This window comes from Nocardia brasiliensis (assembly GCF_042691675.1).
In the GTDB taxonomy this organism is placed as follows: Bacteria; Actinomycetota; Actinomycetes; order Mycobacteriales; family Mycobacteriaceae; genus Nocardia; species Nocardia brasiliensis_D.
Genome location: NZ_CP170507.1, coordinates 4177957 through 4198153, shown reverse-complemented (window position 1 = coordinate 4198153; position 20197 = coordinate 4177957). Strand labels below are relative to the sequence as shown.

Annotated in this window: 17 protein-coding genes and 1 pseudogene; 7 read left to right on the top strand and 11 right to left on the bottom strand. The window is 63.9% G+C overall.

The genetic code is table 11. The features are described 5' to 3' along the window. Positions 1–132: 132 nt before the first annotated feature. Entirely contained in the window at positions 133–807 is a 675-nt protein-coding gene (locus ACFK0J_RS19325; protein WP_378742243.1) for a TetR/AcrR family transcriptional regulator, read from the bottom strand. Positions 808–854: 47 nt separating this feature from the next. Here ACFK0J_RS19325 and ACFK0J_RS19320 point away from each other — a divergent pair, with 47 nt between their 5' ends. Continuing rightward, entirely contained in the window at positions 855–2000 is a 1146-nt protein-coding gene (locus ACFK0J_RS19320) for an acyl-CoA dehydrogenase family protein (RefSeq protein WP_378742241.1), read from the top strand. Positions 2001–3299: 1299 nt separating this feature from the next. Here the strand turns inward: ACFK0J_RS19320 and ACFK0J_RS19315 are convergent. From ACFK0J_RS19315 to ACFK0J_RS19305, 3 genes and pseudogenes are all read right to left on the bottom strand, one after another. Beyond that, positions 3300–3432: pseudogene (locus ACFK0J_RS19315) on the bottom strand (MaoC family dehydratase N-terminal domain-containing protein); the annotation flags it as partial. A gap of 40 nt (positions 3433–3472) precedes the next feature. Further along, the gene (locus tag ACFK0J_RS19310; RefSeq protein WP_378742239.1) at positions 3473–3784 is read right to left on the bottom strand and encodes a hypothetical protein; all 312 of its coding nucleotides are present in this window, start codon (positions 3782–3784) and stop codon (positions 3473–3475) included. Positions 3785–4014: 230 nt separating this feature from the next. Continuing rightward, positions 4015–5085 (bottom strand): hypothetical protein, encoded by a 1071-nt coding sequence (locus ACFK0J_RS19305; protein WP_378742237.1) that lies wholly within the window; start codon positions 5083–5085, stop codon positions 4015–4017. 1058 nt (positions 5086–6143) lie between these two features. Here ACFK0J_RS19305 and ACFK0J_RS19300 point away from each other — a divergent pair. The 6 genes from ACFK0J_RS19300 (at position 6144) to ACFK0J_RS19275 (ending at position 9695) form a co-directional block, all read left to right on the top strand. Then, entirely contained in the window at positions 6144–7445 is a 1302-nt protein-coding gene (locus ACFK0J_RS19300) for a serine hydrolase domain-containing protein (protein ID WP_378742235.1), read from the top strand. A gap of 83 nt (positions 7446–7528) precedes the next feature. Beyond that, entirely contained in the window at positions 7529–7717 is a 189-nt protein-coding gene (locus tag ACFK0J_RS19295; RefSeq protein ID WP_378742233.1) for a DUF1918 domain-containing protein, read from the top strand. A gap of 8 nt (positions 7718–7725) precedes the next feature. Beyond that, the gene (locus ACFK0J_RS19290) at positions 7726–8292 is read left to right on the top strand and encodes an isochorismatase family protein (protein WP_378742231.1); all 567 of its coding nucleotides are present in this window, start codon (positions 7726–7728) and stop codon (positions 8290–8292) included. Positions 8293–8407: 115 nt separating this feature from the next. Then, entirely contained in the window at positions 8408–8800 is a 393-nt protein-coding gene (locus tag ACFK0J_RS19285; protein WP_378742229.1) for a glycine cleavage system protein H, read from the top strand. Positions 8801–8946: 146 nt separating this feature from the next. After that, complete coding sequence (locus ACFK0J_RS19280; RefSeq protein WP_378742919.1) at positions 8947–9372, top strand: EF-hand domain-containing protein; 426 nt, start codon at positions 8947–8949, stop codon at positions 9370–9372. 107 nt (positions 9373–9479) lie between these two features. Next, the gene (locus ACFK0J_RS19275) at positions 9480–9695 is read left to right on the top strand and encodes a helix-turn-helix domain-containing protein (RefSeq protein ID WP_378742917.1); all 216 of its coding nucleotides are present in this window, start codon (positions 9480–9482) and stop codon (positions 9693–9695) included. Between the two features lie 360 nt (positions 9696–10055). Here ACFK0J_RS19275 and ACFK0J_RS19270 read toward each other — a convergent pair whose 3' ends face one another. From ACFK0J_RS19270 to ACFK0J_RS19240, 7 genes are all read right to left on the bottom strand, one after another. Continuing rightward, a complete protein-coding gene (locus ACFK0J_RS19270) occupies positions 10056–11414 on the bottom strand; it encodes an IS110 family transposase (protein ID WP_378733261.1) in 1359 nt (452 codons plus the stop codon). Between the two features lie 186 nt (positions 11415–11600). Beyond that, positions 11601–12107 (bottom strand): hypothetical protein, encoded by a 507-nt coding sequence (locus ACFK0J_RS19265; RefSeq protein ID WP_378742227.1) that lies wholly within the window; start codon positions 12105–12107, stop codon positions 11601–11603. A 221-nt stretch (positions 12108–12328) separates the two neighbouring features. Continuing rightward, positions 12329–12865 (bottom strand): DUF6886 family protein, encoded by a 537-nt coding sequence (locus ACFK0J_RS19260; protein WP_378742225.1) that lies wholly within the window; start codon positions 12863–12865, stop codon positions 12329–12331. A 357-nt stretch (positions 12866–13222) separates the two neighbouring features. Then, positions 13223–13390, bottom strand: a complete 168-nt coding sequence (locus ACFK0J_RS19255; RefSeq protein ID WP_378742915.1) for an HNH endonuclease — start codon at positions 13388–13390, stop codon at positions 13223–13225. Between the two features lie 519 nt (positions 13391–13909). Then, complete coding sequence (locus ACFK0J_RS19250) at positions 13910–14986, bottom strand: alpha/beta hydrolase family protein (RefSeq protein WP_378742223.1); 1077 nt, start codon at positions 14984–14986, stop codon at positions 13910–13912. A gap of 1273 nt (positions 14987–16259) precedes the next feature. Continuing rightward, positions 16260–16535 carry a hypothetical protein gene (locus tag ACFK0J_RS19245; protein ID WP_378742221.1) on the bottom strand — a complete coding sequence of 92 codons (276 nt, stop codon included), beginning with the start codon at positions 16533–16535 and terminating at the stop codon, positions 16260–16262. Between the two features lie 1426 nt (positions 16536–17961). Continuing rightward, positions 17962–20139, bottom strand: a complete 2178-nt coding sequence (locus tag ACFK0J_RS19240) for a malate synthase G (protein WP_378742219.1) — start codon at positions 20137–20139, stop codon at positions 17962–17964. Positions 20140–20197 lie beyond the last annotated feature (58 nt).

Sequence of the window (20197 nt, the reverse complement as noted above, 5' to 3'; positions counted from 1 at the left end):
CGGCGGCAACGGACCGCGCCGCTCTGCGCCGCAGCCGGTCTGGCCGCACAGAACGACCGCACCGCCGGAAGACACACCGTGGCATCGGAATCCGGCCGCCGACCACGCGGCCTCTGCACTCCAGACGGGAAATCAACCCGCTTCGCCGGGAGCGGCTTTCGGCTCGAGCAGCTGTTCGATCAGAGTGCCTGCCAGCCACCGGTCGTACTGCTCGCCGGTCCAACCCAGCTGCGTCACGAGCATGCTGTACACGGTCGTGTGATTCAGCGTGTACAGCAGATCGGTCGCGGTCTGCTCGGTAAGCCCTTGGCGTAAGCGGCCTTTGCGTTGCAGGGCCTGGATCGTCCGGTGCTGATTGTCACGGAACTCGTCCTGCATCGTCGTCCACAGCGCGTCGATCTCCGGGTCCGCGGCGGCGGCCGCCCGAATAACCTCGACAAGTGGCGCGATTCTGGCTTTGACCCTGCGTGAGTAAACGGCTTGCAGCCGCAGATGCTCGTGCGCGTCGGGTGCGGCAAGGATCTCCAAAAACCACTCCTGCTCCGCGACCGGTCGCGGATCCGACCCGCTCTTGACGGCCCGATCCCACGCCGCCATCAGTAGCGACCGCTTGGTGCCGAACGCCAGCTTGACAGTCGGTACCGCAACCCCGGCCGCCGCCGCGACATCGGCCAGCGTCGTCCGCACATACCCCTCGGAAACGAACAGCCGATGCGCGGCCGCGACAATCTCCGCCCGCGTGGCCGCGGCCTGCACCTCACGTTTCGGCGATCGATAGGTCCGGGATCCCTTGACAGCGTCCTCCACAGTCAGTCATCCTACAGATATATTGACTATCTTAAGGGGATAGCTAAATGAGTACGATGACATCGCCGCAGCTCGACCACCCGACACTGACCGCCGCCACCGACATCGCCACCCTCGCCGGGGCGCTGGCAGACCACCCCCCTGACCGAGACGAACTACCGGAGCAAGTGGTCCAGGCATCCCGGACCGCAGGCCTCTACCGCCTCTGCCTACCGTCGGAATTGGGCGGCCTGGCAACACCGCTACCCCTGACCGTCTCCATCATCGAACGCCTCTCGACCGCCGACGGCTCCACCGGCTGGTGCACCGCGGTCGCGAACGCCGGTGCGTCCTTGCTGTCCGGCGTCGACGAATCCGAGGCGCGAGTCATCGCAGCCGATCCCGAAAACCTCCTGATCGCAGGCGGTTTCCCACCCATCGGCCGAGCCCGCCGGGTCGGCGACACCTACGAATTGTCCGGCCGATGGCCCTTCGCCAGCGGCGCCGTAGCAGCGAACTGGTTCCTCGGAGGCATTCTGATCACCCCCGACGACGGCAGCGCCCCCACCGCCCGCGTCGCCTTCTTCCCAGCGCACCAAGCCCGCATCATCCGAAACTGGGACGTCATCGGCCTGCGAGCAACCGGAAGCCACGACGTATCAGCCGACAAGATCACCGTCCCCGCTCTCCGATCGACAACACTCTTCGGCGGCCCCCGCTGGTCCAACGACCCGATCGCAGCAATCCCGTTCTTCTCCCTGGGCTCCATGCTCGCCGCAGTCCCCCTCGGCATAGCCAAACGCGCCCTCGACGAACTCGCCCTCCTGGCCGCCACCAAAGTCCCCTTCGGCCAACAACATCCCCTCGCCCACGACCCGGTCTTCCAAGACCGCACCGCAGCAATGCTGACCCGCCTCGGCGCGGCCCGCGCCTACCTCCTCGAACGCACCGACATCCTGTGGCAGCACGCACTCACCGGATCTGTCCCACCCGAGGTACAGGCCCAAACGGCACTGGCCGTAAGCGAAGCCGTCGACGCAGCACTGGAAATCGTGACCTTCACCCACCGCTGCGGCGGAACCACCACCATCCGCAACCCGCACATCCTCACCCGCTGCCTGCACGACGTCTTCGCCGCCAGCCGCCACGCAGCCTTCCAACCAACAGCCCGCCGCACGGCAGCCCGCACATTCCTGGGCCTTCCACCCGAATAGTGCACCGGACCGCGCCCAGCTCGGCGACGGTTCGGTTCTCAACGACAACGACAACCACATGGCCAGTGACGGCACCAACATTTCCGGAAGAAAACCATGCATATCCGTTCAATCATCCGTCGGGGGCGCAGCCATTTCGGCGGCGACCGCGCCCGGTCTGCCATCGCGCCCCCGGCGCTACCGCCGATCGCGAATATGCGATCGAGGCGGCCAGCCGCGGTCATCGCGGCCACAACCGTGCTATTCACGATGCTGTCCGGGCTTCCGTCGGCGGCCACGCAGCCCAATACGAACCCAGCCGCACCGAAATCCGGTGACCGCCTCCGAACCCGCCACACCGCCGACACGACCGCTGCCTATCCGACCGCGCCCAGCACCGGGAGACACAACCCTCGCCTACATCCGGCGCTCGGCGCTGGCCAACTACATGCGCCCACGGCACCTGCGGCTCTGCCTGCAAGAACCTGGCCACGACAACCGAATTCGACTCGATTGGCTGGCGGCTCGTAGGGTAATCGGTCCGCGTGCGTTCAAACTTGAAACGCGACTGACGTATTTCGTTCAGGTGCAAAATGACTCTTCGATGGCTTACTCCTTGGTCAGCAAGTAGTAGCGGTAGTAGCGGCGGTCTAGTCTCGTTGGATGTCTCTTCCAAGAGAAGCGGTGGGGTCCGAATCCAACTTTGTCGAGCGGCTCGAGCACACGTTCCTGAGGAGCTCTCATCTCGTACGTTTCAGGTCTCGTAAATCCTTGGTAGGTCGTCTCTCTGGTTATCGCGACCTTGAACTTTTCTGTCTCTGTTCCATCGGCGTGGTGCAGTTTGACTTCTTCGAATTTCGCAGGAGCGGCGGCAGTCATGAGGACCCATGCCTCGGTGATGCCCGACATCACCAGCCAGGCGCAGAGCCAACCCAGCCAACGTAGAGCGCCCTCGTCGTCGGCCCAGCCCAACAGGAACACCCAGGTGAAGACGGCCCCCGAGATAATCGTAGTTCCGGCGAGCTGTAACCAGTCCAGTCCTTGCAGTAGCGAAAGTCCGAATAGGACTGCCGCGCCATCGAGGCTCTCGAACCTGGATAGCCACGAAGAACAACGCAAATATCGCGCCTGCTACGGACGCGATCGCAGTGAAGAAATCGATCCAGCGATCGGTCACCATCTCCCTCATGCCCAATTCTATTGGGATGCAACCGACCAGCGGTGTCCGCCATTCGATGGACAGAACTCGTCGGTGAGAGCGGGGCTGTGTTCGTGCTGAGTCGTTGGCCGGTGGGCGGGCGCACTCAGCCCTCTCGCTCAATGCGCTGGATGGGAATCCTGAACAGCTCGCGTACTCGCGGATCTTCTCCCTGCCGACCTCGTAGTAGTCCTCACCGCGATACCGGTAGCCGACCAGCCCGGCTACATCGACAGACCGAGGGTGTCTGCGAATGCACGGTAAGCCGAATTGAGCGCGTCCAGCCGAGTGCCGGTCAAGCGGGTGGCAGGACCAGATCGCGACCGTCGAGCACTTCGATCCCCGACACCGATGGACCTGCCGGATCGATATTCAGCAACATGACGTATTCGCCGTCGGATTCCAACATCACTACCCACTGGCTCGACGATCCGAACGGCGCGGTCAACAGGACCGGACAGGTGGGCGTGCAGGTGCATCGACCATAGAACCTCAGGTTGGGGACTGTTCGAGCGAGATGTTCGTCCTCGGGTGTCAGCAGATCAACGATCTCGGTAACAAGATCTGGGAATACCTCCGCTAGGCGCGGAAACTGAACCGCCGTCATGCCCCGAACCATACCGCCGACGACGTCGTAGAGTTCTCAAAGCATTTCAACGCAAGTAGCGACAACAGCGAGCATCCTCTTCTGCCGCTGGGCGCGCGTTGGTCAGCAGGGATCCAGAATGGTTGGCCGCCATAGCTTCCCAACGCGCACATGCCGAATATCGTGCAGTCGCCACATTCTTGCTGTGGCGGGTATGTGCTGTCTGGGGCTGTGCCGCCTGCTGTGGAGTGTCAGTTGCTGACCCGCCAGGGGACGGTAGCGCGGTCCAGCCCGATGGTGAGTGGGTCTGTGGCACCGACGCGGGACAGCCACAGCGCGGCGCGCGCCCGCGGCCACAGATTGTCGCTGTAGCAGGGAAACATCCGCGTCGCCGCGCAGGCCCGTGCCAGGGCGGCAGCGCTCAGGGCGAACTCCATCCCGCGCTTCGCCGCGTCCGGCGAAACACCCTGCGCGAGCCACGGTTGGAGATATGTGTCGCGTAGCGATCGGATTTCCGGACCGCCCCGCGGGACGGCGCAGACCTCGAGCGCCTTGCGCAGAACAACCAGCAGGCTGCCGAAAGGGTGACCCAGCACCGCGTCGCCCCAGTCGAACAGCCGCGCGCCGCAGCCCCAGCCCAGGACGTTGCCCGGATGTAAGTCGGCGTGGTCGAGCGAGTTCGGGATGCCGAGCGCCGCGAGTTCGGCGCAGTGCGCGCGCAGCGCAGGCAACCGCTCGCGGGCAGCGAGAAACTCCTTCTCGGTCGGCCCTGGGGGTGTTGCGACGCCGTCGAGCAGCCCCGGGTCGGCGAACATCGCCGCGGCGGTGTCGGCGAGTGTTTCGGGTCGCAGGTCGGGCACGCCTAGTGCGGCTAGATCGGGCAGTCGCCCGGCGAGGCTGATCTGCAAACGTGCGTAGCGCTGGATCGGCATGTGCCAGTGCCGGGTATCGGGGTCGGTGGTGAACACAGCGTCCAGCTGGGCGCCCCCATCCGCGGTCAGCGCCCAACGCCGATCGGTGTCGATGGCCAAAACCGGTGGTACGTCTTGTGGATTCCATCGGCTCAGCGCCTGTGCCAGGGCCGGTTCGAAGCCAGATCCGGGTGGATTCGCCTTGAACCACACCTGTCCGCCGGTCACCGGGACTCGGGCCACCACCGACCACATCCGACATCTGGCCTGGGCCGCGCCGATCCGGGACAAGCCCGCGTCAGCGCACGACTTTGAAATCCACTCGTCCACCGCTGCAAGCCATTCCGGATTCTGCCAGTCCGGTCGACCGCTGGCCGACCGCGGCACGTCGACGTCGCTCAGTTCGATCATCGTCGGAATCTACGCGGCCACACAGCCGTTCCGCCGCGATGCGCGTCGCCATGGAACGGCTGCTCGGCGGCAAGCGGTTGCGGTTCACCGGCCGACTCGGTGTCTCCCAGTTCGCTGTCGAGGCAGTATCTCCCAAGGGCGCCTGGCCCCCCAACGTACCGACGTCGACGAGCTGTTCCAGCTCGCGTCAATGCCGCTGAGGCCTCGCGGAGGCGGCCAGCAATTACGACAAACCGCAGACCGAAACGCCGAACTGCTCGCGCACTGCGCTGAACTCGAACAGCTGCAGGCTTCATCCACCGGCGTGCACACTTCGGCCCGTGCGGCGGATGTGCGAAGGAGGCACGCGGAGAGAGCCGAACTGAGGAACGGCGAACCGTGCCCGAACAGTCCCCATGTCGGTTTTCGGCGAATCCGTGGCGCAGGAGCAGGCATGGTGAGAGAATGGTATTGGTAGCCAAGGTAATCCGCTACAGCTTCATCATCGAAACTCCAGCTTCCGACAACCGCCTTTGTGGTCGTCGAGTGTCGGTCCACGACCCAGCAGGAGGTGATCGATCATGACCGCACAGCCGACAACTCCCCTGCGCGCCAACGAGTTGCAGGTGGCGTTCGTTACGTGATGGATCCGGCTCCGGGGATGCGCCCAGGCAGCAAGGCAGGGCCGCCTGCTCCTGCGTCCGCAGTCCCCACTACACCTCGAGGACGAGTTCGCACCATTGGTCGCTGATACGCCCGCTGGTACTCGGGCGAGAGTATAAGCGGGACAGCCGCTTTCGGCCGCTTCCACAGCCCGTGCGAACTGCGCGGTGTGGATGCCGGTACCGGGCCGAGTTTCCGCTGTCACAACGAATTCGTATGCACGGCTGGCGGTCCCGTGCGCGGCAGATAGTCCTCGGCCTGTTGGTCGCAGGAAAATCAGCCACATCTGGTCGAGATCCGCCACCGCGCCGGTCACAGTCGCCGCGCGCTCGCTTCTACTGCAATGAGCAACCGTTTCGCGAGGGCTCTGTCACTGCCCTGATGTTCAAAGTTCTGCATATTCGAAGGGAGATCCAATGTCCGGCTCGACGTCTGTTCCCCCCGTTCCTTCCCCTGCGCCCTGCATGGAGGTCACCAATGAGAACTGGCAGAAATCGGTGGGGAGCTGGTCGTTTCAGAACGTGAATCGAATTCTCAGAACGGTGCCGATCCCTCGGATCCACGGTGACAACGCAGTCGCGCCGCTGAATCCGGCTTCGGTCGATCCTGCCGAGATCCTAACGATCAAGGTGAAGCTGTACGACAACAAAAACCTCTACACGGTTCAGGACATCATCGACGCCACCGATACCGACGGCTGGATTGTGCTGCACAACAACGAGGTAGTCATCGAGCAGTATCCCGGGATGTCGGAGACTACGAAACACCTGCTGATGTCGGTGACCAAGACGCTGACCGCGACCGTCGCCGGGGCCCTGGTGGGCGAGACGATCAACGGCAAAAGGACGCTCGATCCCGATCGGGAGGTGACCCAGTACGTACCGGCCCTGAGGAATTCCGGCTACGTCGGCGCCACCGTCCGGCACGTGCTCGACATGGTCAGTGACATCAAATTCTCCGAGGATTACCTGGACCCCAAATCCGAGGTACGCAGGATGGAGGCAGCAGCCGAGTGGGGGCCGCCCAGTAACCCACCAGAAACGCTCGAGCAGTTTCTCTACAGCCTGACCGCCAAGGGCGGCAATCATGGTGAGCGCTTCGAGTACCGCAGCTGCGAGACCGCCGTGCTCGGCTTGGTTTGCGAAGCCGCCTACCAACAGAACCACAACGTAGTCAAGTCGTTCGCGGAGCTGACCTCGGAGCTGCTCTGGTCGAAGCTCGGGGCCGAGCACGATGCCTACGTCACCGTCGACGGCGAAGGCACCGCGGCGTACGACGGTGGCATCTGCGCCACTCTTCGTGACCTGTCCCGATTCGGGGCGATGATCTGCCGGGGCGGTAAACCGATCCACAACGACAACCTGCAAGTGGTGTCGCAGGGCTGGGTGAACGACATCTTCGAAAACGGCTCCGTGCACGCCTTCGAGCGCGGCCCCAACTATGACGAGCTCGACATGCCCGGTGGCAAGTTCCGCAGCATGTTCTGGTCCCCCACGGGCAATCGTGATGTGGTGATCTGCATCGGCGTCCACGGCCAGCTCGTCTACATCAACCGGGCCACCAATACGGTCGGGGTGAAGTTCTCCAGCTGGGCGCGGCCGGTGGAAGAGTGGAACGGCAGATGGAAAGGCTTCTCCGCGGTGTCGATGTTCGAAGCGATCAACGCCTATCTGGTTCCGGCAACCACCAGGACTACCGCTGGGATGGTAAGCCGTTGAGCCGGTCGAAACCAACGCAGGCCACCACTCAATAGTCCAACTACCAGTTCGAGCAGTGTTTCATCGACAGACAGGAGCGACTGATGTACGCAACGGTAGGCGACCGGATCTTCCTCGGTGACGCCTCTGCTACAAGTCCGCGTGAGCGACTCGGCGAAATCATCGAAGTTCGTGGTCCGGACGGGCAGCCGCCGTATCTGGTGCGATTCAGCGACGGCCGTGAGTCCCTCGTCAACCCGGGCCCGGACGCGGTGGTCAACCCGCAGGAATAGGAATAATCATGAGCAGGGCTCTTATCATCGTCGACGTGCAGAACGACTTCTGCGAGGGGGGTGCGGTGGCCGTCGCCGGCGGGGCCGTGGTGGCCGAAAGGATCAGTAAGTACCTGCGCGGCGGCAACTACGCCGCGATAACCGCGACCCGCGACTACCACATCGATCCCGGTGCGCACTTCTCCGACAATCCGGATTTCGTCGACACGTGGCCGCCGCACTGCCGGGCCGGAACCCCGGGCGGGGAGTTCCACCCGAACCTCGACACCGCGGCGATCGAGGAGGTCTTCTTCAAGGGCGCCTACTCCGCGGCCTACTCCGGGTTCGAGGGTGCCGCCGCCGACGGCACGACTCTCGCGGACTGGTTGCGCGCCAAGGGAATAGACACTGTCGACGTCTGTGGCATCGCCACCGATCACTGTGTTCGCGCAACCGCTATAGATGCGCGCACCGCCGGGTTCGGCGCCCGGGTGCTGCTGGACCTGTCTGCCGGTGTCACGCCCGCCACCATCGATCGGGCCTTGAGCGAACTCTGCGGGGCGGGCGTGGAGATCGCCGAAACAATCCAGAGCTGACTAACAGCGCACGACCCGTGGATGGGGCTGGATTCCCGCCTGCCGCCGCATGCCTGGGTTCCCTGGCAAGCCCCTACGGCACCACTTAGCAAGCCTTACCAGGAAGGAATTGGCTGTGTCGGAACGGCGATTCACTGCAGATCACTCGTGGGCCGAACTCGCGAACGGCGTAGTGACAGTTGGCCTCACCGGATATATCGAGGAACAGCTCGGTTCCATCGTCCATGTCGAATTCTATGGCGAGGGCGAACCGGCACGGATGCCGCAGGTGCGACAGGCCGAAGCCATCGGCTCTGTGGAGTCCGAAATGGCCTCGAGGGACATTTTCGCCCCGGTCGGCGGCGAGATCATCGAGGTAAACACCCGCCTCAGCGAAGAGCCGGAACTGATCAATGAGGCTCCGGAAGCCGAAGGCTGGTTCTGCACGATCCGACTGGGCGACCGTGCCGAGTTCCATGCTCTGATGAGCGAGGCGGACTACAGGAAGTTCTGCGCGGAGTCCCCATAGCCAGCGGGGTCGTCCGACACCTAGCGCCGCCCGCGCTTCGCGGCGACACCAGTGGTGTGCCTCGGGTCGGGGGAGCCGACCCCGCACTTCCCTGCCGGGTGCCGCCGAGGTTTTGATTGCCGGATTCTGATACTGGATGGTGCCAAATGACCAATTCTGCAAGTGCTTTCGATGCATTCACACTGTTTGACGGAGACGGTGACGGGCTGGTGTCGGCGGACGATATCGTCCGAGCGGTGAGCAACGCCGGTCTCGAGATCACCGCCGAGGACGCCGCGGCGTTCGTCGGGGCAGCGGACTCCGACGGCGACAACCGCATCTCCAGGGCCGAGTTCGATGCGGCTCGCGCACAGGAGGTTTCCGAGGGCACGGATGAGTACACGCAGGCGTTCCATGCGTTCGACCTCGACGGAAGCGGGTATCTCTCGCTCGATGAGATGGAGAAGTTGGCTGCTCAATTCGGATACCCGCCCGACAGCGCAGCCGAATTGATGACCGCGGCTGATCGCGACGGTGACGGGAAGCTGTCACTGGCCGAATTCACGGCGCTGATGGGGACCCTCAACAGCTAGGCCGCAATCGCACATTCGAGCACTTCGGTCACGACAACAGGAGCAATGCCATGCCATCGGATACCGCGCTTCGCAATGTCAATGCCGTGGTCAGCACCGCCAACGCAATCGGTGCCACCGAATCGCGGCGGTCGTCGAACGAGGACGTACTCCTGACCATCGCGGAAGCTGCTGCGATCATGAGGGTTTCGAAGATGATCGTGTACAGATTGGTGCACAAAGGTGACCTACCCGCCATACGTGAGGGCCGGTCGCTCAAGGTTCCCGAGCAGGCGGTGTACGACTATATACGGGAGCATGGCGCCTCACTCGCAGCAGGCTGACCTCCGCAGTGAGCGTCGATCCCGGCGGCCAGTGCACTCTGACCGCCAGGATCGACGACGACTATCGTGCCCACGCCAGACCGACGGGCTTGCGATGGCCCATGGACGGTCAAGCGTTGGGGTCGGCGCGTCGGTGAACATCCGCAAATCAGCGTAAGGCGTTTGTGTCAAGTGGTTCGGTCGGTGCCCCGTGGTCTGTCGTCGTCCCGGCATAGCGGTAATGGGGTTGTGACCCGGCAGCGTGTAATCGGGTTGTGTGACGACAGGGCGGGGCTGCCCATGATTTGCGACGAGATCACCGGTGGGTGTCTCGATGCCGCGTGGGGCTCGCCCCGACCGACCGCTCGACGATCCGCCTGCTCAGGCGGCGGTCGAGATCATGGTGGCCTCCGTTGTGGTGGTGCCGTGGGTAGCGATGTGCGGGTTCCAGGGTTGTCGGGTGGTGACCACGGCGTGGAGCTGGCGCAGGATCGCCGCGGCGATCACGGCCTGAGCCTGGGTAGGAGCAAGCGGGTTCGTCTCCCGGGTGGTCAGATGCCGGTAGCGGGCGGCATAGACGGGGTTGGCGCGTTGGGTGCCCCACACGCCTCTCCAGGCCGCCAACCGCAAGCCGGGACGCCCGGCTCCGGTGAGTCTGGCGCGGCCGGTGAAGGCACCGGATTTCTTCTCCCGGGGTGCAAGACCAGCGTGTTTGACTACTGCCCGGGCGGTGGGAAAGCGTGCGGGGTCGCCGGTTTCGGCCAGGATCGCCGCAGCCCCGACCGCGGAGAGTCCGGCGATCGAGGTGACCAGCCCGGTGAGCCGGAGCTCGTCGAGCACGCCAACCATGCGGGTTTCGGTGTCTGCCAGGCGCCGCTTGGCCTCGGCCCAGTCCTCGAGCAGCAGCTGCACCCGTTCCAGCGCACCGCGACGGTGAGCGAGCACTCCGGCCGGATCATCGAGTGCGGCAAAGAGTTTCCCGGTGATCCGAAAACACGGTCGCTTCGCACCTGCGCGGGTGACCTCGCCACGGACCAGTCGCTCGAGCCGGTCTCGGCCCAACCGGCGGGTGCGGGCGAAGTCGCCGCCGTCGCGGCCGCAGATCACTCGCAGTGCTGCCATCCAAGTCCGGGATTTGAACGGCTGCGCGGCGGCCTCGAGCGCGGCCGGCCACACGCATTCGAGCAGGGCACGGATCTGCTGGACTTGCGCGACCACCTCGACGAGCAGTCGTTCGCGGCGGGCGCCCAGATGCCGCAGCCGACCCCAGGTTTCATCGACCGGTTCGGGTGCATAGCAGCGCAATTGCGCGGTCAATCGCGCGATCAGCACCGCGTCTTTGTCGTCGGTTTTGTCGGTGGTGAGGTCCTCGGCACGGCGTGACCAGGAGGTCATCGCTGGCTGCACACACACGAACAGCATGTTCCGGTCGGCGGCCAGCTGTCGCAGCACTCGCCACCGATGCCCGGTCGGTTCACACGCCACCGTCACCCCGCTGAACCCCGCTGCCCCGGCACGTTCTGCGACCCAGTCCAAAGCAGCACCCATATCCCAGGCCCGGCACCGGAACGTCTTGCGGGCAAGCACCTTCGAGTCGTGGTCACAGATCACGACCATCTGTTTGCGGTCGGCCAGATCGATCCCGATGATCGCGTTTTCGGGCGGGACCAACGCCCGCAGCCTGCTCAGACGCATGTTGCGGTTGCGATCACCCCGGGACACACCGCTACCGTTACTCATGGAACGTCCTCCTGCTCTTTGCGATGGGACACCAAGCCCGACAAGCGCATCAGGAGGACGTTCCCCACGTCCAGGAAACCGACGCACCAAACGTGTTTCTATGCCGCGGAGCGAGCGTTCCGCACGACGAGATCCACTGCGGCGCAGAACATCCGCTCTTGCCGATTTGTGCACCCGTCGCGCGAGTCAGCGGGGGATCTTGAAATCCGGCCCGCCCTTTGCCGGTACAACGAATGGCACCGTTCCCGCCGTGACGGACTCGACCTCGAGGTCGGCGAAGATAAGGGAAAGATTGTGACCGTTGGTCTCGATCTTCGCCTCGTAGAAGGGCAGGCGCAGTTGCGCCGACCATGTTGCGGCTTCTTCGGAGTCGAGTCGAAGCGCCGCACCGGGGTACAGAACTTGCCAGCACACGCCCCAGACGTAACCGTCCCGGTCGCAACCGGTTTCGTAGTCGATGAGCCGTTCGTCGAGGGAGCGCGCCCAGACATCGACGGGTAGCGCCGTCGCTGCCGTTACGCGGACGCAATACTTGAAGCGGTACCGCACGTACTCAGGCTGGATTCCGGTCCGAGGATCGGCGGTCGCGTAGATGAATATGTCGTAGTCACGCATGTAGTCGGCGAAGCCGTGATACACGATCGCCTGGTCGAACACCTCATCGAGGGCACTGGCGATCTGTGTAGCGTCCACGAAGCCATCTTCGGACCCAGGACCCAGATGTAGCAAACCCGTCCTCGACACTGGTTCTTCTTCGGACTGTTCGCTGTACCGCCGTTGGCCGACCGCGCACGGCTCGATCCCCCCTTCGCATCGCTGAACGAGTGGGAGTTCGATGAGACACAACGCTACTGGCGGCTCATCTCGTTCAACGACACCGCGCATCTGCAGACCGATACCGGTATCTCATCCGATTAACTGCGTGGTCGTCCGCCGCGCAACCGAATGCCGCTGAAGCCAAGGGAACTCGACGTTACGGCATCCCAGAACTCCCACAGTGTCGGCAGTACCCGTAGCTGAATTCCGGCTTGCTCATGAAGGTCGAGGAGATCACCGACCTCCTCCGGCGGCCCCAGCGGCTCGACGGGCACGGTCGCGACATGGGCGTGGGGCACCGGAGTGCCGAACGGTCGGAACGAACCCGCGGGAAGGCGGTAGGCAAACAGTTTGACGGTACGCAACGCATCCAGCCACCGGTACTCGATGGCATGCACGCGATCTCCGCTTCCCGCGCCGATGATTCTGTCGCGATCAGCGGGGGTTGAGCTCGGAACGACCCATGCCATCGCGCGGGGACAGTTACGCGGAAACCAGTAGTCGGGCGTTCGTGCACGGTCCACCGCCCACACGTATGCATCGGCCTGCCGGGCGGTTGGTGCGACATGGGGAACGAATCGTGCAATCGTGGGATCTTCGGAAAAGTGCAGAACTTCACCCGACTCGGGGTACATGCCGACATCGCTACCACATCGGCCAGCCCCACGTCATCAAATCCATACTGCCGGTGCGGCACTGAGGCACACTTACCTTTGTGCTTCCAACCATTTTGGCGATCAGCGAGCCTTTGATAGCCAGCGCACTGTCCCTTCTCGCCCTTGTCGCAATGGCCACGCTCGGCTTCCTCGCGTATTGGGCCCATGTGGACGGCGTCAGGTGGATCAGTGGTTCCTGATAGTGATTTGGAGTCGCAGTCGCGTTGGTCGCCTACTTGTTCGACCGGCGGCTCAGCTACGGCGTGATGATCGGCACGGTGACTGCGTGGTGGGGAATCATGCTCATCTGGCCAATCGGGAAGGGCTTCTAGTAATTCAGCTGGACCGGCGGGCCGCCAGCGCCTCAGCCGAAGTCTTGGCAAGATGACAAGCGGCGCACTGGCTCGCCATGTTGGCCCAGTCGTACCGATCCCCGCCCACGCCAACGGGTTTGATGTGGTCAACCTCGTCGGCGAGGGCTCGGCATGAGGGACGTTCGCATATCGGGTCGGCCGCGAGCTTGGCGGCACCCCAGTTTGTCGAGGCGGTCGGCTTGGCATCGTTCGCTCGGTGGCTAGATCGCGGCCTTGATCAGTGCGCCGACGATCTTCGCAAGGCCGACACCGACCTCGCCCCAGTCGACAACGAACAGGACAGCGGACAGGGTTGACAGCACGGCGAGACTCACGGCGCTGGAATGGGTTTGCCCTGTAGCGGCGGCCGGACTCGAACCGGCGACCCTCGACACATGTGGCCGCTGTGTTGCACCGACGGAGGGCGGAGGCAAGATGCGTACGTTTCTAGTTCGGATGCTATGAGAGATCGAGCCGCAAACCGAGAACTGTTCGTTCGCATGAACAAACGTCAATGAGCGTGGCCCGGCGCCGCGACCATGGATCGTCGCGGCACCGGACAGCGCACCGTCACTCACAGCCGGGTCATTTCGTCCAAGTACCGTGCAGCTGCAACTTCTTTGAGTTGGGCCAGGGCCTTCCCGATCCGGTACGCATCGGCTACGACTTATCAGCGGACGCCGACGATCTCTGGATCTGTCGGCTGCTGGTCGATCGGGGTGTCGGTGCGGTTACGCAGGAATTTGTCGAACATGGCCGCCACGTACTTGCGGGCCAGGGTTGTCGCGCGGTCCGCGGCGATGGGCCCGATGTATCTCTTGGCGGCTGGTCGCGCGATCGTGGGCACCAGCGAGGGGTAGTCGGTGTAGTCGTAGTGCGCCGAATCTTTCAGTGTCAGGTGACGTTTCCAGCCGGTGCCGTGTTGCCAGAACGTGTTCAACGATGGGTTGGCGTCACCGACCTCCTCGATCTGCTGGCTGGTCATCACCAGTACCGGCCGGTCGACACCCTCGGTCGCCGCCCGCCCGAAGTCTTCGTCGACACCGATCTGGCCGTCGAGATCGACGCTGGCGTCGATGCGACGGTCGTCGTGCATCGATTCGACTGCGGTGTATCCGCCGGAGGAGTGTCCCACCATGCCAACGTGTTCGAGGTCGAGGGCACGGTCGAGCCCTGCAGGCAGGGTGCGACGGTCGGCGTCCGGGTTCTCACCGTGCGCCAGGCGTGTGAGCGAGTCGAGAACGAACCGGACATCGGACAGCCGGGCCGCGATATATTTCTTCCGGATCTTGGTGTCGAAGCCGTCAGGAGCGGGGGCGGGCCGGACGATTCTGCCGCCGGGGAATTCCACAGTGGCCTCGTAGGTGGGGTCGACGGTGACTACCACATAGCCACGACTGGCCAGATCCTCGGCCAAGCCGGTGCCATACACGCGGGTATCTCCCGCCCCGGGTGAGTAGAGGACCACCGGGAAGGCCGCCCCCGCCAATGCGGGTGCGTCGGTGTAGGAGTTGGTCAACAGACCCGGCAGTCCGACACCCAACCGCTTCTCCAGCTCCGGGATCAGCGTCTTCGATATGTAGTGCGCCCGCGGATATTTGCCGACGTCAGTTGCCGGATAGAACACCGAAACCATCAGCTCACGCTGCCGGTCGGCATAGAACGGATCCTGCCTCGACACATCAACCAGATGCAGAACGGTCTCACCCACCGCGTACTGACCACCCGGCCGGGGAAGAACGGTCACACCCACAGGCGATGCGTCGGCCACCGTCACGCTCCCCCCTACCAGTGCGAAGGCAGATAGACAGACCACAGTCATCCGACGGATCAAACGTTCCCCCAAAAAGTGACTCAACTGCCATTCACATGCCGCTCAGACGCTACCAAATGAAACCGCTGCCCCACAACGGAACTCATTGCAGCGAGCACTCCGCGCCGGAGACCTGGCGGACAGATCACGCACGCTCGTCGGCATCTCGTGCGGTGATCGGAGTGGTCCGATCCGGCTCCCGCAGCCGCCTGCGCATCAACTCGTCGACAGCATCTGGTGAGAACGATGGGTCAAGCATCTGCCCTACGACAGCTTTGACAATCTCATTGCCTGACCCATCACACTTCAGAACCGTGCACCACACCTGTTGCCATCTGCTTCGCCGCAGCCGAAGTCGCTGAGCTTCACGAACTTCCACGAGCGCCGCGCTCAAGTCTCGGGCCCCCAGAGAAGGCGCCTCGAACTGATCATGAGCTATCGGGGGCGCGGTCGAAGCTGCCGGTGGTCGCCCTGACGACTCGAGCGCGCAACTCGGGCAGGCGTATGTGCGGTACCACTTGCGCCGATACGCGATCGTGCGGGGCTATCGCCCTCGGCGACCGACCAGCCTCGGTTTCGGATCTGGACTTGATCGCCGCCGCTCGACATGACATCCCGGCACTGGTCGCCGAGGTCCGGCGGCTGCGAGCCGCAAGGCTGACAACCCGTGACCGCTCATCAACAGATCCAGACGTTCTCCAAGCGTTCAGATCTGCCGCTCGAACGCGATCGATCCTACGCTCGCACATCGGTGCGGGTGTTGAGTTGTTGTGTGTCCGAGGCAGCCAGACACGACGCTAGATCATGAGCTGGCGCACCCTGATGGGCTCGCCCGGGGTCAGGGAGCGAAGTCCCGGAACGGGCGTAAGACCGTTTTCGCGGAGGAAGGCGCGCAGGCTGGGCCGTTGCCGCGGCGGCGGGTCACCGACGAGGTGACGGTGTTGGCGAGGAACCCGACGCCGTAGATGCCGCCTTGGCGGGCGTTGATGGTGGGATGTCTGACCGGTATTCGGTGGAGTCGGCGTTGAGGACGGTTTTGATGTCCCCGCTGTCCCAGATCAGCGACAGGTCCACGACAGCTCCCTGGTCACCGCATCGGCCTGTACGTCCGCCAGGCTTCGGCCCGAAACAAGCTCCAGTACTGCACGTTTGAACTCTTGGGCGGTGAACCCGACGCTCATGTCGCGTTTGACGATGTCTGACAGGGTCAGCTCGAGCCAGCCCCAGCTTTCGGTCTCCGAGAGTTGCTGTTCGGCCGGAACTGCGGGCCCCCGCCCTTGTCCATCAGCCCCAGCGACGAATAGCCATACAGCGACTGGAATTTCGCGTCCGTGCCAGTGGTGAACTTGATCGGCACATCAACACTCATCGGCGCAACCAGCACCGCGCTCTTGAGAGGTTTGAGCAGCAAATCCTTGTTGGTGTCAACGATCTGTTCGAATGTCGCTGCGGCCGTAACGTGCTCCTTCGGAGGTGTCGGCACCTGTACTAGGCGGTCGGTATATCAGGGCGGCAAGGCATTTCAGCGGTCCGTCGACCGTGTGCCTGTGGCAACGACCCAGTCGAGTCGGTCAACTGCGTATTTGGCTGTTGCATCGATGCCATATCGGGCTCGACAGTCGGTAGGATCGGGGGCTGCTTGGATTCCAAGGTTTGGCTCGCTTCGCGGGCTCGAAACATGCTGCTTCGCTATGCTCTACCGCGCTTGGCCGATGTAGCTTCCTGCCACAGCGTTGACGACCCTCGCCCAGGATGCCTGGGCAAGCAGTGCTGCACTGGGGCGGGCGGCAGGAATCCAATAGCGCCGAAGGCACGACGCGACTATCCACAAGGGACCAAAGCGTATGTCGACACCCGCACAGCCTCCCGACGGCGGCATCAACATCAATATCAACAACAGCAATAACGACGGCAACAGCAATAACGGCGGCAACCGCGGCAACCGCGGCAACCGCCGAGATTGGCAGAAGATCGGCGCTATCGCCGGCATCGTGAGCGTGATCATCGCGGTGGTTGTTGGATTCCCACAGTTCCGGCCGAGTCCGGAAAACGCACGCAGTGCGCCCTCAACGGGTGCGATCGGCCCCCCGTCGACCAGCGTCTCCGCCACCACATCCACTGCGCCTTCGGCTCCGCCCGCGGCCGTGGACCCGCCGTCGACAGTCCGCGCGGCCATCGCGCGTTTCGAAGCCGAGGACCCTCAATGGTGGGGCATGTCGTTCTTGGACTGGAAGAGCGTACCGATGGGTCCCCAAGCCCACTACGCCCTACACGGAAAGCTTGGCCTCTCGGCTGGCAGGGTGTCTCCTTCGCGCGAGTCCCTGTTGCCGGAGCCTCGCCTCCGAGCTACTCCGCCTGCGAGGCGGCCAAGTACGACATCGGGACAGTGCCGTTGAACGAGATGCCAAGTGGCACATTCTTGTGCATCCGCACCCAGATGGGGAGGTTCGGTTGGGTGCAATTCACTTGGGCGCCCAGTAGGGATGATCCCGGTTTCACCAACGCCATCGTGTCCAGTGGCGCTATCTGGAACCTGTGAGCGGACTCAGCGCTACACAACGCATGGCTGCCTGGGAGACGGCGAACTCCGAATCTTGCCTGGTATCACAACGCACGAAACGACAACTGGTACACCGCCGTCTGCTATCGGTCAGCAGGGTCAACTGCTGGGACGTCCCATCGATTCGGCGATGAGACCTACTGTCCGTACCACTTGGCTCAAATCCGCTGTTAGGCAGCTGCGGTGGCTATGACTTACACACTCCCGTCTGTGACCGTTTTGAGCGTGACAGACCGGTATTCGAGCTGATCTCCAGTAATGGAAGAGGCCCCGCTCCGGGTGTCTCCGGTGCGGGGCCTCGAGCCGAAAAGAGCTGCTAGATGCTACTTTTCAAACACTGAACAGCGCTCTACTTGCAGGCCGCCTTGGCCTCCCGCCGACGGCGATGCAGGATCGGCTCGGTGTACCCGTTGGGCTGCTTGGTGCCCTCCAGGATCAGCTCCTTGGCCGCCTGGAACGCGATGCTGCCCGCGAAGTCCGGCGCCAGCGGCCGGTAGTTCGGGTCGCCCGCGTTCTGCCGGTCCACCACGGGCGCCATCCGCTCCAGGCTGGCCACCACCTCGTCGGCGGTGACGATGCCGTGGCGCAGCCAGTTCGCCATCAGCTGGCTCGAAATGCGCAGGGTCGCACGGTCTTCCATGAGCGCGACATCCTCGATGTCGGGCACCTTGGAGCAGCCGACGCCCTGGTCGATCCAGCGCACCACGTAGCCGAGAATCGACTGCGAGTTGTTGTCCAGCTCCTGCTGCTTCTCCTCGGCCGACCAGTTCGGGGCCGCGGCGAGCGGGATCTCCAGGATCTGATCGACGGTGGCGCGCGGGCCACCCTTGATGATCTCCTGCTGCCGTTCCAGCACATTGACCTGGTGGTAGTGGGTCACGTGCAGGGTGGCGGCGGTCGGCGACGGCACCCACGCGGTGTTGGCGCCCGCCTTCGGGTGACCGATCTTCTGCACGAGCATGTCGGCCATCAGGTCGGGCATGGCCCACATGCCCTTGCCGATCTGCGCCTTGCCGGGCAGGCCGGTGGCCAGACCGGTGTCGACGTTCCAGTCTTCGTAGGACTTGATCCACTGCTGAGCCTTCATCTCGGCCTTGCGGACCATCGGCCCGGCCTCCATGGAGGTGTGGATCTCGTCGCCGGTGCGGTCGAGGAAGCCGGTGTTGATGAACACGACGCGGTCGGCGGCGGCCTGGATGCAGGCCTTCAGGTTCACCGTGGTGCGGCGCTCCTCGTCCATGATGCCGACCTTGAGGGTGTTGCGCGGCAGGCCGAGCACGTCCTCGATGCGATCGAACAGCTCGGTGGTGAACGCGACCTCGTCCGGACCGTGCATCTTCGGCTTCACGATGTACACCGAGCCGGTGCGGCTGTTCTTCAGCTGAGCGTCGCCGCGCAGCGAGTGGGTGGCGATGAGCGAGGTGACCAGGCCGTCCAGGATGCCCTCCGGCACCTCGTTGCCGTCCTTGTCGATGATCGCGTCGCTGGTCATCAGGTGGCCCACGTTACGCACGAACATCAGCGAACGACCGTGCAGCACAAGCTCACTGCCGTCGAGCGCGGTGAAGACGCGGTCCGGGTTCATGGTGCGGGTGAAGGTCTTGTCGCCCTTGCTGACCTGCTCGCTCAGATCGCCCTTCATCAGGCCGAGCCAGTTGTGGTAGCAGAGCACCTTGTCCTCGGCGTCCACGGCGGCGACCGAGTCCTCGAAGTCCATGATGGTGGTGATCGCGGACTCCAGCACCACATCCTTGACGCCCGCGGTGTCGGTGCTGCCGACCGGCGAGTCGGGATCGATCTGGATCTCGATGTGCAGACCGTTGTGCTTCAGCAGCACCGAGGTCGGCGCCGCCGGATCACCGAGGTAGCCGACGAGCTGCGAGGGATCGGCGAGGCCGATCTCGGTGCCGTCCTCCAGGCCCACCTCGAGCTCACCGTCGACGATCTTGTAGGAGGTCGAGCCGATGTGCGAGCCGGTGATCAGCGTGGCGGCGTCGTCGAGGAAGTTGCGGGCCCACTCGATGACCTTGTCGCCACGAATCTTGTTGTAGCTCTTGCCCTTTTCCGCGCCGTTCGCCTCGGAGATGGCGTCGGTGCCGTAGAGCGCGTCGTAGAGCGAGCCCCAGCGCGCGTTCGCGGCGTTGATCGCGAAGCGGGCGTTCATCACCGGCACCACCAGCTGCGGGCCCGCGGTGGTGGCGATCTCCTCGTCCACATTCTGGGTGGCGATCTGGAAATCGGCGGGCTCTGGGCGTAGGTAGCCGATTTCGCTGAGGAAGTTCTTGTAGGCAGCCTTGTCGTAGTTCGCGCCGGGGTGTTCGGCGTGCCAGGCGTCGACCTTGCCCTGGATCTCGTCGCGTTCGGCGAGCAGGGCGCGGTTGCGCGGTGCGAGATCGTTGATGACCTGCTCGGCTCCGGCCCAGAACGCGGCGGAATCTACGCCGGTTCCGGGGAGCGCCTCGTTCTCGATGAACTCATGGAGAACGCTGGCCACCTGAAGCCCGCCGACCTGAATCCGCTCTGTCATCTACTGCCTCACTTCTGAGAAAGCCGGGTGGGAAAAGACGCATCCATGTTACCCGTGG

Bases quoted from the DNA above. Each gene is read 5' to 3' on its own strand.
- ACFK0J_RS19320 (WP_378742241.1), top strand. From the start codon at position 855: ATGAGTACGATGACATCGCCGCAGCTCGACCACCCGACACTGACCGCC.
- ACFK0J_RS19310 (WP_378742239.1), bottom strand. From the start codon at position 3,784: ATGACGGCGGTTCAGTTTCCGCGCCTAGCGGAGGTATTCCCAGATCTT.
- ACFK0J_RS19305 (WP_378742237.1), bottom strand. From the start codon at position 5,085: ATGATCGAACTGAGCGACGTCGACGTGCCGCGGTCGGCCAGCGGTCGA.
- ACFK0J_RS19300 (WP_378742235.1), top strand. From the start codon at position 6,144: ATGTCCGGCTCGACGTCTGTTCCCCCCGTTCCTTCCCCTGCGCCCTGC.
- ACFK0J_RS19295 (WP_378742233.1), top strand. From the start codon at position 7,529: ATGTACGCAACGGTAGGCGACCGGATCTTCCTCGGTGACGCCTCTGCT.
- ACFK0J_RS19290 (WP_378742231.1), top strand. From the start codon at position 7,726: ATGAGCAGGGCTCTTATCATCGTCGACGTGCAGAACGACTTCTGCGAG.
- ACFK0J_RS19280 (WP_378742919.1), top strand. From the start codon at position 8,947: ATGACCAATTCTGCAAGTGCTTTCGATGCATTCACACTGTTTGACGGA.
- ACFK0J_RS19270 (WP_378733261.1), bottom strand. From the start codon at position 11,414: ATGAGTAACGGTAGCGGTGTGTCCCGGGGTGATCGCAACCGCAACATG.
- ACFK0J_RS19260 (WP_378742225.1), bottom strand. From the start codon at position 12,865: ATGTACCCCGAGTCGGGTGAAGTTCTGCACTTTTCCGAAGATCCCACG.
- ACFK0J_RS19240 (WP_378742219.1), bottom strand. From the start codon at position 20,139: ATGACAGAGCGGATTCAGGTCGGCGGGCTTCAGGTGGCCAGCGTTCTC.